At 62.5% G+C, this 16,867-nt stretch carries 9 protein-coding genes, 1 pseudogene and 1 other annotated feature; of the genes and pseudogenes, 4 read left to right on the top strand and 6 right to left on the bottom strand.

Going from position 1 to position 16,867, the window contains the following annotated elements; genetic code table 11:
- Positions 1 to 99: 99 nt before the first annotated feature.
- Positions 100 to 1,227 (top strand): glycosyltransferase family 4 protein, encoded by a 1,128-nt coding sequence (locus RMP10_RS16800; protein ID WP_310571334.1) that lies wholly within the window; start codon positions 100 to 102, stop codon positions 1,225 to 1,227.
- A gap of 34 nt (positions 1,228 to 1,261) precedes the next feature.
- On the opposite strand, the gene RMP10_RS16805 is transcribed toward RMP10_RS16800, so the two are convergent.
- The 6 genes and pseudogenes from RMP10_RS16805 to metH form a co-directional block, all read right to left on the bottom strand.
- Entirely contained in the window at positions 1,262 to 2,758 is a 1,497-nt protein-coding gene (locus RMP10_RS16805; protein WP_310571325.1) for an oligosaccharide flippase family protein, read from the bottom strand.
- On the bottom strand, positions 2,748 to 4,130 hold the full coding sequence (locus tag RMP10_RS16810) for an O-antigen ligase family protein (RefSeq protein WP_310571326.1): 1,383 nt from the start codon (positions 4,128 to 4,130) through the stop codon (positions 2,748 to 2,750). Before RMP10_RS16810 ends, RMP10_RS16805 begins: the two co-directional genes overlap by 11 nt.
- Positions 4,127 to 5,200: an NAD-dependent epimerase/dehydratase family protein gene (locus tag RMP10_RS16815; protein ID WP_310571327.1), complete on the bottom strand. Its 1,074-nt coding sequence runs from the start codon at positions 5,198 to 5,200 to the stop codon at positions 4,127 to 4,129. The genes RMP10_RS16810 and RMP10_RS16815 overlap by 4 nt, the downstream gene beginning before the upstream one ends.
- Positions 5,197 to 5,868, bottom strand: coding sequence for an exosortase C-terminal domain/associated protein EpsI (locus tag RMP10_RS16820; RefSeq protein WP_310571328.1), 672 nt, complete (start codon positions 5,866 to 5,868; stop codon positions 5,197 to 5,199). Before RMP10_RS16820 ends, RMP10_RS16815 begins: the two co-directional genes overlap by 4 nt.
- Positions 5,868 to 6,746 carry an exosortase/archaeosortase family protein gene (locus RMP10_RS16825; protein ID WP_310571329.1) on the bottom strand — a complete coding sequence of 293 codons (879 nt, stop codon included), beginning with the start codon at positions 6,744 to 6,746 and terminating at the stop codon, positions 5,868 to 5,870. Before RMP10_RS16825 ends, RMP10_RS16820 begins: the two co-directional genes overlap by 1 nt.
- Positions 6,747 to 6,873: 127 nt before the next feature.
- Positions 6,874 to 10,572, bottom strand: a pseudogene (gene metH / locus RMP10_RS16830) (methionine synthase).
- A gap of 15 nt (positions 10,573 to 10,587) precedes the next feature.
- Here metH and RMP10_RS16835 point away from each other — a divergent pair.
- The 3 genes from RMP10_RS16835 to RMP10_RS16845 all read left to right on the top strand — a co-directional run bounded on the left by RMP10_RS16835 (position 10,588) and on the right by RMP10_RS16845 (position 15,564).
- Complete coding sequence (locus RMP10_RS16835) at positions 10,588 to 12,501, top strand: bifunctional homocysteine S-methyltransferase/methylenetetrahydrofolate reductase (RefSeq protein ID WP_310571330.1); 1,914 nt, start codon at positions 10,588 to 10,590, stop codon at positions 12,499 to 12,501.
- 34 nt (positions 12,502 to 12,535) lie between these two features.
- Entirely contained in the window at positions 12,536 to 14,416 is a 1,881-nt protein-coding gene (gene asnB / locus RMP10_RS16840) for an asparagine synthase (glutamine-hydrolyzing) (RefSeq protein WP_310571331.1), read from the top strand.
- 365 nt (positions 14,417 to 14,781) lie between these two features.
- Positions 14,782 to 15,564, top strand: coding sequence for a PEP-CTERM sorting domain-containing protein (locus RMP10_RS16845; RefSeq protein ID WP_310571332.1), 783 nt, complete (start codon positions 14,782 to 14,784; stop codon positions 15,562 to 15,564).
- A gap of 530 nt (positions 15,565 to 16,094) precedes the next feature.
- Positions 16,095 to 16,225, top strand: a sequence feature (AL1L pseudoknot).
- Positions 16,226 to 16,867 lie beyond the last annotated feature (642 nt).

A 16,867-nucleotide genomic window follows, 5' to 3' on the forward strand; every position in this document is an offset into this window, starting at 1 on the left:
TAGTTTCCCTTCTGCGGCGGACTCCGCAGTGCGTTTCGGTGTCCCTATGCCTCTGGCGAATCTTCTGGGAGTGTCTCGTTCATGACGACCGTGATGTTCATGCACTGGGGCGGCAGTTCGTTACGGGGATCCGAACGATGCCTGATTGAAAGTGCGAAGTCACTCAGCAAGGCGGGATACTCCGTGGTGCTGATGCGAAACGACCCGTGCCTCGACGACGAAGTGATTCCTTGGGTGCGGGAGATCGTGCCCTTTGAATTTCCCGAGTTCATGCTGGATGGACGGTATGTATCCCTTCCGGTCGTAGCGTATGCGCGCGCCTGGCGCTCGCTTTCGAGCTCCATAAGGCGTTTCAAGCCTGCGGCGATATATGTGAATGGTGGGCGACCATGCCAGCTGACGGTGCCGCTGGGGCGCCTGCATGGCATTCCGGTGTTGTGCCATCTTCACCACCCCGCCAACCGACGCTATCTGTACAGCTGGCTTTTCCCGTGGGCCACCGCCGCGGTGTTTACCTCGGAGTACACGAAGTCCGTCAGCAAGGCGCAGGTGGGCGTCAGCGGCGCCGTGGTGTACGCCGGCGTGGATACGACGCGCTTTCAGCCGGCTGCCGTCAGGGACCCGTCACTTCGGGAGAGTCTTGGCATTGCCAGCGATGCGATTGTCATTGGTCAAGTCGGCGCGCTCGTTCCACACAAACGTCCGCTCCTGCTGCTCGACGCTTTTGCGCGCGTGGCTGCCGATCACAGGCAGGCGCACCTGGTGCTCGTCGGAGGCGGAGTGATGGAGGCTGCGCTCCGATCGGAGGTAGATGCGCGAGGACTCAACGAGCGAGTCACCATTACGGGTTACGTAGAGGACACGCTGCCCTTCTTTCAGCACGTGTTCGATATTCACGCGCTTGCGTCGGTTGAAGAAGGCCTCGGGATCTCGGTCATCGAAGGTGCCGCATGCTGCCTCCCCTCCGTTGTCACCGATTGCACCGGGCTGCGTGAAGTCGTAGAACCAGGCGTTACGGCACTGCTCTTCAAGCCGGACCACGTCGATGGACTGGAAGCGCATCTGCGTCGACTCATGTCCGACGCAACCTTTCGTACTGCGCTCGGTCACGCCGGACGACAGCGGGTTGAGCGGCTGTTCTCCATCGACGCGTATCGGCAGGGAATCGAACGGGCCGTCTCGTCGTTGATAGGGGAGAGAACGACTGAAACGCTTGCGGCCCGCTAGTGAGGTAAAGTCGCGAGACCCTGCCGCCCTTTCCTCACCGTTTGATAAGGCCTCGAAGCCACAACACGTCCGCTCGAGCGAAAATCAACAAGAAGGCTGCGTACACGGTGGCGCCAAGGGCGGACAGGAAGATGAGGCGTGGCAGATGAGAAAGCGCCAACATACCGGGCAGACGCTGCGCCCCGCTCACGACCAGCGCCATCAGCAGTACACCTAACACCGGCTCCCGGAAGCATGAAATCCAGGACGAGAGTCGCAGTCCCGTGGTCCGGTTGAAGAGCAGGAGAAGTCGTGCGATGAGAATGGGCCGCGGTACGAGCCAGGCCAATGCAAGTCCGGTTGCGCCGAGATAGCGCCCGAATACAAAGAATGAGACCGGCAGAATCAGGAGCGAGATGACTCCATTCATCGCGGATGCTTTGGAATGTCCAAGAGTTATCGCCGCGTCGTCCAATGCCGAATGCAGCGGCTGCATCGCGAAAAAGAGGCAGAGAATTCTCAGCGATAGCACGAATGGATGCCACTTCGGTCCGAGAATGCCGAGAACGAGATCATCCGCCACCAATGCGATTCCGGCAAAGGCGGGAAAAATCAGGAGTGACGTAATCCGTGCAAGTCGCAAGACCGCTTGCCCGATTCGCGCTGTGTTTGCGCGCAAGTTTCCGAGCAGCGTGCCAGAGGCGAATGCGATGATGCCCGCAATCTTCTCGATGGGCGAGCGCGCAAGAGACATCATAAACGTGTAGCCGCCAAGGGCGGCAGCACCCACAACGGCACCGCCGACCCACGCATCAGAGCTTTCCGCCGCGAAATTCGTGATTGAGGCTACGAGAAGGCGTTTCGCATTGCTCAGGGGTTCGCTCAACCCACGCGTGGAAGGCCAGGCTGGCCGCATACCGGCCGCGTGCAAGATGAACATCGCGTGACATGCATGCCCCGCGAGATATCCTGCCACGAGTGACCAGTATCCAAAGCCATTGATCGCACACAGCAACGACGCGCCTGCGTCACACAGCACGCGCGCGGTGTCGGCGACGGCCAGCTCCCGAAATCGTACGCCGCGTCGCATTCGTGCGATCGGCAGGAGCGTGAGTCCTTCGAGCATGAAGGACGATGTCAGCGCCAGCAGCACCCACCGTAGTCCGGGAGTTTTGTAGACGTGTTCAATCGGCACCGCAAACGCGGCGATCGTCCCTCCCACCACCAGAAAAAGCAGCAGCGACCATCCATGCAGCCGTGCGTATCGCCTGTCACTGAGCAGAGGGCCGAGCAGCACGGTGTTCGACACGCCCGCCTCAGCGACGATCCTGCCGAACCGCGTGAAGACGGCCACCACGGCGAGGTAGCCGTAGTCGGCGGGCGAAAGCAATCGCGCCAGAACAATGGTGACGGGCCACGTGACGAGTAGCGATGCCCAACGAGACGCAACGATCCAGAACGTGCCATTGAGCACACGTCGTTCGACCTCCGCAGAATCGTGCTCGTCGCGCCTGATCAGCCCTCCCTGCACTCCCGCCGGACTATCGCTCACGATACTGGGGCAATACCGAGCGAGATGCGCCTGCTGCGCTGAAACCACTTCGTGGCTGAACGTTTCGGAATGCGAGCTGCGCCCGCGCGGTTCCGCTTGCTGAGGGAGCCCGGGACGCGCTTGCCCGGAGCAACTGCTCCGTCATCGCCGCAATGCCAATCATCCCCCAGAGGATGTAGCTGTATCCGTGAGAGAGGAATACGATCGCGGTGCCGTATGCCGCCAGCGCCGCCAGCAGCTCGGGCCGATGCACCTTCTTCTTCCAGTGCCAGAGCGTGGCCGCATTGCGCGCACCGCGCCAGAGCAGTGCCAGCAGCAGCATGCCACCCACCATTCCGAGCTCGGCAAACACCTGCACGTAGGTATTATGGGCCGTGTGCCACGCGCCCCGCGTGCCTTGCTCGCGGAAATCCTCACCAACCTGCACTTCGAAGGTGCCGGCGCCGATCCCGACGACGGGGTTCTTCAGTGCGAACACCACGCCGCGCTTCCAGAGGTATACACGCCCCGAATTGCTCGTGGTGTTGTAGTCGTCTTCCAGAGCGAATAATGACGCCGCGCGTTCGCGCGTCACGGGCGGAACGAGCGGCCAACTCAGCGGGCCGATGATCACGATCGCCACCAGGATCATCATGAACTTGCGGGGCCGGTAGGCGAGGGTGAAAACCAGCAGCCCCACCGCGAGCCCGATCAATGCGCCGCGCGAGCCGGTTTTCATCATGACCGTCAGAAGCACCACAGCGGACAGCGCGGACACCAACCTCGCAACGGTCGTCCCACGCGTACTCGCACCAACCGCGAACAGGAACATGGTCGCGAACAGCGCACCGAGGTCATTGGGGTCGTAGCTGCCGCGTGATGTCATACGACTGCCCTCGACCACGTCTCCTTGAAGTGCGAGTGCAATACCGAACAGCGCCGCAATCCACGCGGCAAGCCGTATCACGCGGTCGAAATCCGTCAGCCGGGGCGTGGTGAGACCGAGCAGCGCAACGAGAATCAACGCCCACGGCACCGTCATCATCGTTTCGACCGACTGCCCTCTCCAGATTGAGAACGGTACGGACAGCCCGATACAGACGGAATATGCAACGGCCAGTCTCAACGTCACGTTTGACCACACGGACTGCCACGCCGCACGTCCCGACTTCGACAGGTGCATGAACAGCAGCAGCAGCGAGAGGGTTAACACCGGCTTCAAGCGCTGAAGCGGGCCCAGAAACTCCGATGCCCGGATCATGATGAACGCGAGCGCGAGCACCGAGGCGATCCACGACGCAGTCCAGTAGCCCGCGTACGGTGACCGCGGGCGATGGGCTCCGGCCCGTGACGCCTGTGGGTACGGCGCGACTGCGGCGGCTGCGCCGTTCACCGGCTGACACTCACGGCAAAGTCAATCTCTGGGGGAGGAACGAGGCGTCGACGAGGCGCGTCCTTCCCCGTGCTGCGATACCAGGTGACCGTCTGCCGCAGGGCATCTCGCAAGGAGACTTCCGGGGAGAATCCCGAATCGAGCGCTTTGCGAGCACTGAACTGAGTCTGGTCCACGGCCATCTTCCGAATGCGCGCTCTGGTGACCGGCAGTGTTTTCCCGGTCAACGAAGCGATCACCTCGATGGGCCTTGCCAGCAGCAACGCCAGCTGCAAGGGCAGTCGCACAGGTGGAATCCGGCGCCCGAGCGCATCTGCGAGTTCTCGAGCAATGTCGCTGCTCGTGAGGTCCGGAGTCTCCACCCAATTGAATTCCTCTACGCCGGAGCCATGCCTGGCCCAGGCATACAGCGTGAAGGAAACCAGGTTGTGCACGTACGACAGACTCTTGATGTTCTTCGATTCGCCAACCTGCAGGTAGAGACCGGCGTCAATCTGGCGGATCAGCGAGAACATGTTGGCGAAATTCTCAGGGCCGAACGTTACCGTCGGTCTGATGATGAGCGCGTCTATCGTGCCGTTCGCGGCAGCGCTGCGCAACAACTTCTCGGCCGCCAGCTTGCTCGCGCCATACGCGCCGCTGGGCTGCGGTTCATGCGTTTCGGTGCGGGAAACGTCCGCTTCACCGTATACCGCGGCCGACGAGAAGAAGCAGATCCGGCGGAGCTGCCGGGCAGCCATCACCTCGATCAGCAGCGACGTCGACCCTTCGTTCACTCCAAAATAGGTATCGCGCGAGATGCCGCTGTCGTGGTGCGCGGCAGCCAGGTGCAGCACCGACGAGCAACCTTCGATCGCCGCGTCGATTGCGAGTGAATTCCGAACGTCCCCGCGTACGAACCGCTCGGGCTGCAGCGAAGCGCTCGGCGCATGCAGGTCGAGAATAACGTACCGCTGTCCCATCCGCTGCAATTGTGCACAGAGATGCGTCCCAATGAAGCCGGACCCACCGGTGACGAGAATGCAGTCGGCAGAAGAGAAACCGCGATCTTCGGACTTACCCTCGCTCACGAGGCCTTCTCAGAAGGGCTGGAGGGCATCGCTTTCCGAACCTCCGCTACGAGCTCCGGCACCAACGTCTTACTGAGCTCGTCGGCCTTGGCAATCGACTGTTTCAGGTCCGCATCGCTACGACCGGTAATCGGGACCACGATCCGAACCAGAGCCTCTTCGGTGCGCCCGTAGAGAGCCGCATCACGCATCAAGTTCCACTTTACCACGTACTCACTGGACTCCACGCGGCCGCGACCCTGATACCAATAGTACACCAGCGCGCGAACACCCTTGTTGGCAAGAAGTACCCGATTCACGGTGGCATCAGGTGACGCCGCCCCTAATGGAAGGCGGGCAGTCTCCATGATCTCCCAGCCTGCGCCGGGTAGGCAGTTCTTGGGTGAATGAATTGACTTTCCCTGAACCTGTCGATCGTAGTAGCCAACGTACACGCTGAATGCAGCAGCAGAATCCGGACCAAAGGAGCGCATAACGTAGTCAGTCATTCCAGCGACTTTGCGCTCCTCTTCAGGTACGACAAGGTCAGTTGAAGGCAAGCCGAAGTACGCCTTGGAGATCTTGGTCATTGGCGTCCGAGGCTCGACTGCATGCTGTTCGCGCATACCGGAGATCAGGAGGACGCCGGCGCCGAGAACGACAACAGGAAAAAGATTGAGGAAACGCATCAGACGGTACTCTGATAGCGGCGAAGCACCTTGGCCTCTACCGAACCAAGCAGCCACGCCACGCCGGCCGTTATCACGAACGCCGCGCCAAACATCATCATGCCTTCGCTGGTGTGCATAAAGCCCTCCCCCATTTCCGGGCTCACGAACAAGACTAAGAATCCGGTCAGGAAGATACGAAAGCCGTTGATTGCGATCGCGATCGGAATCGCGACGAGAATCAGCAGCAACCGCGTTGGCCATTTCTGCAGGAACATCGCACCGAGCAAGACTCCGAGGCTGAGCAATGCTGTGAGCGAACGAAGCCCGCTGCACGCTTCGGCAACAAACAGTTCCTGACCCGGAATACGAATCACGTTGCCATTCATCATCACCGGGATATCGCGCCACTTGAGCAACCCCGCGCCGATCTTCGACGCCATGAACTGCAGCGGCAACGCCACCGTGTTCAGAATCACTTCCGGGATCGGAATCGACAGCGCCGTGAGCGTGAACGGCAGCCACCAATGCAGCAGCTGCCTGAACCCGGCGTACCACACCGTAAGCCCCGCCAGCGCCATCAGCATCGAGCCGCGCATCACGAACAGTTCGGCCGCGAGATCGGCCGCATAGCGGAACAGCACCGCGAAGATCAGAATCGCCGCACCAAGTACACGCTGCGGCTTCGAGCCTTCCACGATGCCGCTCTTCCAGGCGAAGTACAGCGATAGCGGCGCCAGCAGCAGGCCGTGGCCCGAGTTGGGGTCGTTCCACCACGCGTCGAACATCAGCGTGGCCGGCTTCGCAAAGAGCAGCACGAACATCACCGCCGTGAGCGCATACGATGCGAGCTCCACGGGGGCGCGTTCCTTCATCGACGCGAGCACGTCGCGAGGCATGAAGGCTGGGGATGACGGGGCTGGAATAGTCACGGTCGATTCAAGATGAGAGGCAATTCAGGGACGCGCGGGAGGCACCGACTGTCACACGCGCGGCACGCCCACTGATCGCCGAGCCTTTGACGAGTTACCCCGCCACCAGCGTCGACGTCCACCGGGCACCATCGGCCACCCGCCCCGCCCGCTCAGCGTACTCGTCGAGCTGGTCGGGCAACAGCTTCCCTACCCCGAAGTATGTCGATTCGGGCCGCCAGAAGTACCACCCGCTCACGCTCGCCCCAGGCATCATGGCGAAGCTCTCGGTCAGCACAATGCCGGTCCGCTCTTCGGCCTCCGCTACTGCGAAGAGCGTGCCCTTCTCGCGGTGATCCGGGCAGGCCGGATACCCTGGCGCCGGTCGGATGCCTTGGTACTTCTCATGGATGAGACCGGCGTTGTCGAGCGCTTCGTTCGGGGCGTATCCCCAAAACTCCCGCCGCACCCGCTCGTGCAACCGTTCGGCAAAGGCCTCGGCCAGTCGATCAGCCAGCGCCTTGGCCAGGATCGAGCTGTAGTCGTCGTGATCGGCCTCGAACTCCGCCACCAAGCTCTCCAGCCCGTGTCCCGTGGTCACGGCGAACGCTCCCATATAGTCGGGTACGCCGCTTTCCTTCGGCGCCACGAAATCGGAGAGGCAGTAGTTCGGTCGGCCGTCACCCTTCTTGTCGAGCTGCTGGCGAAGCATGTGTAGCGTGGCCACAACAGTACCGCAGTCTTCGCCGCTGTAGAGCTCGATATCGTCACCGACCGCGTTGGCCGGCCAGAATCCGAAGCTCGCCCGCGCCTCCAAGCGCTTTTCGCGTACGATCCGGTCCAGCATAGACCGCGCATCGGCGTATAGCGACCGCGCCGTTTCGCCCACGATGGGATCGGTGAGAATCGCGGGATAGTGCCCGGCCAGCTCCCACGTCTGGAAGAAGGGCGTCCAGTCGATGTACGGCACCAGATCTTCGAGCGGGTACTCCAACAGCGTGCGCGGCCCCGTGAACGTGGGCACCGGCACCGGCACCGTGAGATCGATCTTCGCCCGGTTGGCCCGCGCAGCCGCAATGCTCACCAAGCGTTCAGCCCCGCCACGCGCGGCACGGGCCACGCGCAGCTCCTCGTATTCCTTGCGCACGCCCGCGGCGTAGTCGGCCTTTCGCTCGTCACTCAGCAACGCGCTGGTCACACCCACCGCGCGAGACGCATCGAGCACGTGCACCACGGGCCCTGAATACGACGGCTCGATTTTGAGCGCCGTATGCGCCTTGCTGGTGGTCGCACCACCGATCAACAGCGGCAGCGTGAAGCCCTGACGTTCCATCTCGCTGGCCACAAACGTCATCTCTTCCAGCGACGGCGTAATAAGTCCCGACAAGCCGATCACGTCGGCATTCACTTCGCGCGCCTTGTCGAGAATAGCGGCGCATGATTGCATCACGCCCATGTCGACCACTTCGTAGCCGTTACACTGCAGCACCACGCCCACGATGTTCTTGCCGATGTCGTGCACGTCGCCCTTCACCGTGGCCATGAGCACGCGACCAGCGGGTTTGCTGTCCACGGTTTTCAGTGCTTCGATAAACGGGATGAGATGCGCCACGGCCTTCTTCATCACGCGCGCGCTCTTCACCACCTGAGGCAGGAACAGCTTGCCGGCGCCGAAGAGATCGCCGACCACGTTCATCCCGCGCATGAGCGGGCCTTCGATCACTTCGATGGGATGCGACGAGGCAAGGCGCGCTTCCTCTGTGTCTTCCACCACGAACGCATCAATGCCGCGCACCAACGCATGTGCGATGCGCTCCTCGATGGGAAGCGAGCGCCATGCGAGATCTTCCGTTTGCTTGGCGCGTCCCTTGGCCTGATCGGCCACTTCCAGCAGGCGCTCGGTGGAATCCGCTCGGCGCGCGAGCACCACATCTTCTACGCGCTCGCGGAGATCGAGTGGAATGTCCTCGTACGGAATGAGCTGACCGGCGTTCACGATGCCCATGTCCATGCCGGCGCGGATGGCATGATACAGGAACACCGCGTGCATCGCTTCGCGCAGCGGATTGTTGCCGCGGAACGAGAACGACATGTTGCTCACGCCACCGGAGATATTGGCGAACGGTAACGTGCGCTTGATTTCGCTCGTGGCCTCGAAGTAATCGATCGCGTAGCGCGCGTGCTCTTCGATGCCGGTGCCGATGGCGAAGATGTTCGGATCGAAGATGATGTCCTGTGGCGGGAAGCCCACCTGCTCGGTGAGAATCTTGTAGGCCCGCGTACAGATCTCGACCTTCCGCGCGGCGGTGTCGGCCTGCCCCTGCTCGTCGAACGCCATCACGATCACGGCTGCGCCGTATCGGCGTACCAAGCGCGCCTGTCGTACGAACTCCGCCTCGCCTTCCTTCATCGAGATGGAGTTTACGATGCCCTTGCCCTGCAGGCACTTGAGGCCGGCCTCGATCACGCTCCACTAGCTGGAATCCACCATGTCCGGCACACGCGAGATATCGGGTTCCGACGCTACCAAGTTGAGGAAGGTGACCATCGCCTTTTCGGCGTCGAGCAGCCCCTCGTCCATGTTGATGTCGATGATCTGTGCACCGCTGTCCACCTGCTGGCGCGCTACGACCAGCGCATCGCTGTAGTTCCCTTCGAGAACGAGCTTGGCGAACTTGGCCGAGCCGGTCACGTTGGTGCGCTCGCCCACGTTCACGAAGTTCGTGTCGGGGCCGACGTTCATTGGCTCGAGCCCCGACAGGCGCAGCAGCGGCGCCACGTCGGGGATCTTGCGCGGGGGCACTCCCTCAACGGCCTGGGCAATGGCGGCGATATGCGCCGGCGTGGTGCCACAGCAGCCGCCCACGATGTTCAGCAGTCCACTGCGGGCCCACTCGCCGATCTGCTCGGCCATGATCTCCGGCGACTCATCGTAGCCGCCGAAGGCATTGGGAAGGCCGGCATTGGGGTGAGCACTGACGTGCGTGTCGGCGATGCGCGAGAGTTCCGACACGTAGGCGCGGAGCTGGGCGGCGCCGAGTGCGCAGTTCAGGCCGATGGAGATGGGCTTGATGTGGGACATGGAGGTCCAGAAGGCCTCCGTGGTCTGTCCCGACAGGGTGCGGCCGCTGGCGTCGGTGATGGTGCCGGAAATCATGACCGGCACCCGCATGCCTGACTGTTCGAAGTACGACTCGATCGCGAACAGCGCCGCCTTGGCGTTCAGCGTATCGAAGATCGTCTCGACCATCAGGATGTCGGCGCCACCATCGAGCAGCCCCTTGGCGGCCTCGGTGTAGGCGGCCACGAGCTGGTCGAAGGTGACATTGCGGGCGCCCGGGTTCTCGACCTCGGGGGAGAGCGAGGCGGTGCGGTTCGTGGGCCCAAGCACACCGGCCACGAAGCGTGGCCTGGCCGGGTTGGCGGCCTCGAACTCGTCGGCCAGGCCGCGGGCCATCCCGGCGGCGGCCACGTTGATCTCGTACGCCAGCGACTCCATGCAGTAATCGGCCATGGAGATGGTGTTGGCATTGAAGGTGTTCGTCTCGAGGATATCGGCCCCGGCCTCGAGGTACTGCCGCTGGATAGCGCCGACGATCTGCGGTTGCGTGAGGGCCAGAAGATCGTTGTTGCCCTTGAGATCGCTCGGCCAGTCGGCGAATCGCGTGCCCCGGTAGTCGGCTTCGGTGAGCCGATAGGTCTGGAGCATGGTCCCCATGGCGCCGTCGAGCAGCAGGATGCGTCGGGCGAGGAGACCGGGGAGCAGCGCGAGACGGGAGGCGCGATTGAGTACGCCGGATGCTGGCTTTGACATATCTTGAATTTATCTATGAAGAGCGCCACAGAGCACCCGACAAACACGCCTGACACCGCGAATGGTGCCACGGACCCGCGCCCTCGCGCCGAACTCCTGGCCCGGCTGCTCGATCCCGAGCAGGTCATCATGTTCGACGGGGCAATGGGCACGATGCTGTACGCACGTGGCGTGTTCATCAACCAGTGCTACGACGAGCTCGTGCTGCGTAGCCCCGATCTCGTGCGTGAGATCCACGCGGCGTATGTGAAAGCGGGCGCCGAGGTACTGGAAACGAACACGTTCGGTGCCAACCGCGCCAAGCTCACGCAGTATGGGCTCGAGGGGCAGGTCACCGCCATCAACACGAGGGCCGCCCAGCTCGCGCGCGAAGCGGCGGGCGAGCACCGCCTCGTGTCAGGAGCGGTGGGACCGCTCGGCGTACGCTTGGAGCCCTACGGCCCCACCAGCAAGGACGAGGCGCGCGGTCTGTTCCGCGAGCAGATGTTCGCGCTGAAAGCCGGTGGTGCCGACTGTTTCCTGCTGGAAACGTTCACCGATCTGGAGGAGCTGGAGCAGGCCATTCTGGCGGCCCGTGAGGTCGATGCCGGCATGCCGGTGATCGCGCAGGCCACGGTTGGCCCCGATTTGCGGACGTCGTTCGGTGCAAGCCCGGAAGACATTGCGCGCGTGCTCGATCGCTGGGGCGTAGATGTGATCGGTCTGAACTGCTCGGTGGGGCCTCAAACGATTCTGGAAGCGATCGAGCGCATGGCCACCGTGACCACGCGCAAGTTGTCGGCGCAGCCGAACGCCGGAATGCCGCGCGATGTGGGCGGCCGCTCGATGTACATGGCGAGCCCGGAGTACATGGCCACGTACGCTCGCCACCTGATTCAGGCGGGCGCCAAGATCGTGGGTGGTTGCTGCGGCACTACGCCCGATCACATCAAGGCAATGGTGGAGGGTGTGCGACCGCTGGCGCCTCGCACGCGGGCAATCGTGCAACACGATGAGACGGGTGCCGTTCGCGACGAACTGGTGGGACGCACGCCGGTGCCACTGGCGCAGCGCTCGCGGTTCGGCGCCAAGATCGCCAACGGCCAGTTCGTCACGTCTGTGGAGATCGTGCCGCCGCGTGGTGTCGACACGGTGAAGCTGGAGCTCGATGCGGCGGCGTTGCACAAGGCTGGAGTCGATGCCATCAACGTGCCCGATGGACCACGGGCGCAGAGCCGCATGGGTGCGATCGCCACGAGTCTCATCATCGAGCGACACGGCATCGAAGCGGTCACGCACTACTGCTGTCGCGATCGCAATCTGCTGGGCATGCTCAGCGACCTGCTCGGCGCGTCGGCGCTCGGGCTGCGCAACATGCTGCTGATCACCGGCGATCCGCCGAAGATGGGCCCATATCCGGATGCCACGGCGGTGTTCGACATCGACGCGATCGGCCTCACGAACCTGGTGAGCAAGCTGAATCGCGGGCTCGACCCGGGAAACAACCCCATCGGCGAGCCCACGCGCTTCGTGGTGGGCGTGGGCGTGAATCCGGCGGCCATCGACCCGGCGCATGAACTGAAGCGTTTTCACTGGAAGGTCGAGGCCGGCGCCGAGTATGCGATCACGCAGCCGGTATTCGATCCAGCGCAGCTGGAGCATTTCCTGACCAGTATCGATGATGTGCGCATTCCGGTGGTCGCGGGAATCTGGCCGCTGGTGTCAGCGCGGAATGCGGAGTTTCTGGCGAACGAAGTACCTGGGGTGACGGTGCCGAAGGAAGTGCTTGACCGTATGCGAAGGGCGAACGACAAGAGCAAAGAGCACGCGCTGGCGGAAGGCATCGCGATCGCGCGGGAGTCGTTGGAGCGCGTGCGCGGATCGGTACAGGGTGTGCAGGTCAGTGCGCCGTTCGGACGTATCGAGCTTGCCCTTGAAGTGTTCGGATAGCGGATCGGCCGTCCTCTCTTAATCCCAGCGAACTATGTGTGGTATTAGCGGCACGATCCGTTTTCGCGGCACCGTGGATCGCCATCTCATTGAGCGCCAGCGTGACACGATGGTGCACCGCGGGCCGGATTCGAGTGGCCTCTGGTGTTCGGCTGATGAGCGCGTGGGCTTCGGCCACCGTCGCCTGGCGATCATCGACCTGTCGCCGGGCGGCCATCAGCCGATGATCGACAGCGAGACGGGCACGGTCATCACCTTCAACGGTGAGATCTACAACTATGTCGAGCTCCGTGATCGACTACGCGCGAAGGGCCATCTGTTCCGTACGCACTCGGATACAGAAGTCATTCTCGCGGCGTACCGGGAATGGGGCATCGACTGCGTCCCCCACCTCGGCGGAATGTTCGCGTTCGCCCTGTACGACGAATCCAAGCAGCGCGTGTTGCTGGCGCGCGACCGCGCGGGCGAGAAGCCGCTCTTCTATCGCGTGAACGATGAGCAGTTCACGTTTGCCAGCGAAGCCAAGGCGCTGCTGGCGGACCCGAGCTGCCCGCGTCGCCTGCGCGCGCAATCTCTCAACGAATATCTCGCATACGGATACGTGTCGGGCGAAAACACGATGTTCGCCGATATCCGTCGCGTAGCACCGGCTGGGCGGGTTGTCATCAACCTCGCAACCGGCGCGATCGCACACGACAGCTACTGGACTCTGCCACGTACGGCGTCGGCAGCATCGTCGGCGGATCCGGAGGCGCTCGTTGAGGAACTTCACGAGCTGCTTAAGGCGTCGGTGCGTCGCCAGCTGATGGCCGACGTCCCCATCGGCGTGTTGCTCAGTGGCGGCGTTGACTCGAGCATCGTCACCGCTATCGCCGCCGAGGTCAGTGGAAGCCGCATTCGTACGTTCACCGCACGTTTTCCGGGGCACAGCGGCTTCGACGAAGGCCCGTATGCGCGGATGGTGGCCGATCATCTGGGCACGGAGCACATCGAGCTTGAGGCGAAGGCGGCGGATGCCTCGCTGCTTCAGTCGCTGGTCGCGCAGTTCGATGATCCGATTTCAGACTCGTCGATGATTCCGACGTTCCTGGTGTCACAGGAAATCCGGAAACATGCGACCGTCGCGATCGGTGGAGACGGCGGTGATGAGCTGTTCGGGGGATATCACAAGTACCCGGTTCAAGTGCAGGCCGAGCGGCTGCGGGCAGTTCTTCCTCGTGGGGTCCGGCGATTCGCAGCGTACGCAGCCGAGAGCATTCTTCCTGTCGGCACTCCCGGTCGCGGCTTTGCCAAGTCTCTCGCCGGTACGGCAGGCGACGGACTCGCGAACTCTGGGCGAATATTCCGTGCGGATGAGCGCGCGCGCTTGACGGATGCGCTGCGACCGCTCGACCAACAGCTGCTTCTAGCACCCGAGATGCTGCGTTCGCGCGCATTCGAGGACCGTAAGACCGCACTCCAACGCGCGACCGCACTCGACTTCAGCACCTATATGGTCGACGATGTGCTGGTGAAAGTGGATCGCTCGAGCATGCTGTCTTCGCTCGAAGTGCGGGCACCACTTCTCGATATCGACGTGATCGAGTTCGCGTTCTCGCGCGTGCCGGATTCACTGAAGGCCGACCGCAGCAATAGAAAGCTGATCTTGCGTCGACTTGGAGAGCAGCTCCTGCCAAAGCGACTTGACCTTACTCGCAAGCAGGGATTCTCCGTGCCCATGGACTCGTGGATGAAGCACGAGTGGCGCGACCAACTCGATGGCGCGCAAGCGCAGACGCATGGCCTGATCTCTCCGGCGGCATTCAAGACGTACCGCGGTCGTCTCGACGCTGGCCTGCCAATTGGCGAGCGTTTGTATTCGCTGCTGTTCATTCAGCTGTGGAGCGAACGATTTGCGGTGACCGACGTGGTGTAGGCGAGGCTCCAGCCGTATCATCGGCGTCAGCATCCGCCGTTTTCTCTGCTGCAACACCCGTCGGATGCCGGCTCGCCAGGACCATAGTAGGCGTTCCAATTGGCCCGTTGCAATTTGTCGAGGCTAGAGTTTGCAGGTCCGGACATCACGGCCCCCCGCACGCAAGCATCAGTTACTGTAGGATATACGCAACACTTCTCCTGGCGCGTCCAACAGCGGCAATTTCCGGAAATCACGCTAACTCGCTGTTTTGCAATATGTTAGGAAAGGTTAATGTCCGTATGTTTCTTCCTGTCCTCGCTGGTACAGGCCGTGCTGTTACCAACCTCGAGTGGGCAATCATCGTACTCTTTCGGAGAATAGACATGGGTATCTCAAAGCTCGTCCTCGCTGCCGCCATCGTGGCGATGCCGATGACAGCACAGGCTCAGTACTTTAGTAACGCATCCGTGCCGAATTCGGACGCGACCCCCTTCTGGGACGTGGTCTCTGACGATGACGGTCAGGGCTGCAACATCGGTTACGTGCTCACTGGCGCTGCAACGTCGGCCACGTGCCGCAATTGGAAGGTTGCCGCCGGCTACACGGCTCCGTACAACAACACGACGATCGCCAATGCGTGGTTTGCGCACGCCAACGGCAACGTCAACGCGTCCGTCGGCTTCGCCTTCTACACCGGTGGTAATGCCCAGCTCACCTACTTCGGTGGTCTCGCGGGTGCAGATCCGCTCCGCTCGCTCGTCATCCGCGATCTTCAGACGTACGCGATTCTTTACACGTTCAGCTCGGTGAACACCAGCTACACGTTCACTGGCCCGGGCTACTTCGACATCGGAATCGCGACGTTCACCCCGTCGTCCCCGACTCCCAACTTCTTCTCGTACAGCGCAGCTTCGCCGAACCAGTTTGCTGTGTTTGGCAACGGCGCGTTTGGCGGGAACTCGGCCAGCTGTGGCACGTCGGGCTGCTGGGTTGGCGCGGAAGACAAAGTACGTCCGTCCGATTTCGACTACAATGACGGCTTCCTCCGCATCACTGGAGCGTCCGCCACCACGATCGTACCGGAGCCGTCGTCGATCATCCTGATGGCGAGTGGCCTGCTCGGCTTGGCTGTGACCGCCGCCCGTCGTCGCCGCAACAACGCGTAATCGAGAGCACTGTACCGCAAAAGCAAAAGGCCCTCGGCAATACGCCGAGGGCCTTTTGCTTTTGTACTCGAAGCGGCGGCCTTCGCTTTCGGAAGAATGCGCTAAATGTTCCGCGCCAAGGCCTATTTCTACAGTCGAATCTGATCCCCAACGTTCCCGGTTGCCGACGGCCATGGCCCCAGCGGAACGAACTTCTCGTGACATGTGTGCGGCAACGCATCTACTTGGAGTGAACCGCACCTGGATTACAGGAGACTCCACTTTGTAAGAAGTTGGAGTCGTGGCGAAATCCCGAGCACATCGATTTTGTCCTGAGGTACATGACGGGGCCGTCCGATGGGTCCGTGAGCAGTCGCCGCACCTTCCGTCCGAGTGGGCCGCCATTTCGGCGATTGCGCCGACGTTGGGCTAAACGAGCAGGACGTCGGTGAGCGGTCCGGTCCGACCGGCAGCGACGCCGATCGACTGGCCGCACTCGAGCGCGACAATCGTGAGCTGAAGCGGGCGAATGACATCGTCCGCAAGGCGAGTCCGTCTTTCGCGGCGGCGGGATTCCCCTTCGGGAGCTCGAGCGCCTCACGCGCTGATGTACGCGTTCATCGATGCAGAGCGCGCGCTGTACGGTGTCGAGCCGATCTGCCGGGCCTTAGCGATCGCACCGTCTGGCTACAATGCACATCGCGCCCTCCAGTTGGATCCCCGGAAGCGGCTGGGGCGGGCGCAGCGCGACGACGTCCCGAGTGAACAGATACAGCACGCCTGGGAGCCCAATCATGGCGTGTATGGCGTGCACAAAGTGTGGCAGCAGCTGTTGCTTGACGGGCAGACCGTGGCGCGCTGCACCGCCGCTCGGCTCATGGCCGCCGGGGCCTGCGTGGCGTCGTGCGCGGCCAGCGACGCCGCACGACGATCGCCGACACCACGGCGGAGCTCGCGCAGGACTTGGTGCAGCGGCAACTTCACGCTGAGCGTCCCAATCAGCGGTGGGTCGCGGACTTCACGTACGTCGCGACCTGGCGAGGCTTCGTGTACGTCGCGTTCGTCATCGACGTGTTCTCGCGTCGCATAGTCGGCTGGCGCACGCACACCACGATGCGGACCGATCTGGTGCTCGACGCGTTGGAGCAAGCCTTGCACGACCGTCTGCTCGATGGACACCTGATGGTCCACTCGGACCGCGGATCGCAAGGCGGATTCAATCGGTCGTCGCAACACCTTCAACTAAGAGGTGTGTATGGGGCGACCCGCAGGATGGATGAAGGAATTGACCGGGAGGGAGGCAATGCGCTCTCCGGGGGCTCCC

The organism is Gemmatimonas sp. (assembly GCF_031426495.1).
In the GTDB taxonomy this organism is placed as follows: Bacteria; Gemmatimonadota; Gemmatimonadetes; order Gemmatimonadales; family Gemmatimonadaceae; genus Gemmatimonas.

Coding starts and splice junctions, on each gene's coding strand:
- RMP10_RS16800 (WP_310571334.1), top strand. CDS start 100: ATGCACTGGGGCGGCAGTTCGTTACGGGGATCCGAACGATGCCTGATT.
- RMP10_RS16820 (WP_310571328.1), bottom strand. CDS start 5,868: ATGCGTTTCCTCAATCTTTTTCCTGTTGTCGTTCTCGGCGCCGGCGTC.
- RMP10_RS16825 (WP_310571329.1), bottom strand. CDS start 6,746: ATGCCTCGCGACGTGCTCGCGTCGATGAAGGAACGCGCCCCCGTGGAG.
- RMP10_RS16835 (WP_310571330.1), top strand. CDS start 10,588: ATGAAGAGCGCCACAGAGCACCCGACAAACACGCCTGACACCGCGAAT.
- asnB (WP_310571331.1), top strand. CDS start 12,536: ATGTGTGGTATTAGCGGCACGATCCGTTTTCGCGGCACCGTGGATCGC.
- RMP10_RS16845 (WP_310571332.1), top strand. CDS start 14,782: ATGGGTATCTCAAAGCTCGTCCTCGCTGCCGCCATCGTGGCGATGCCG.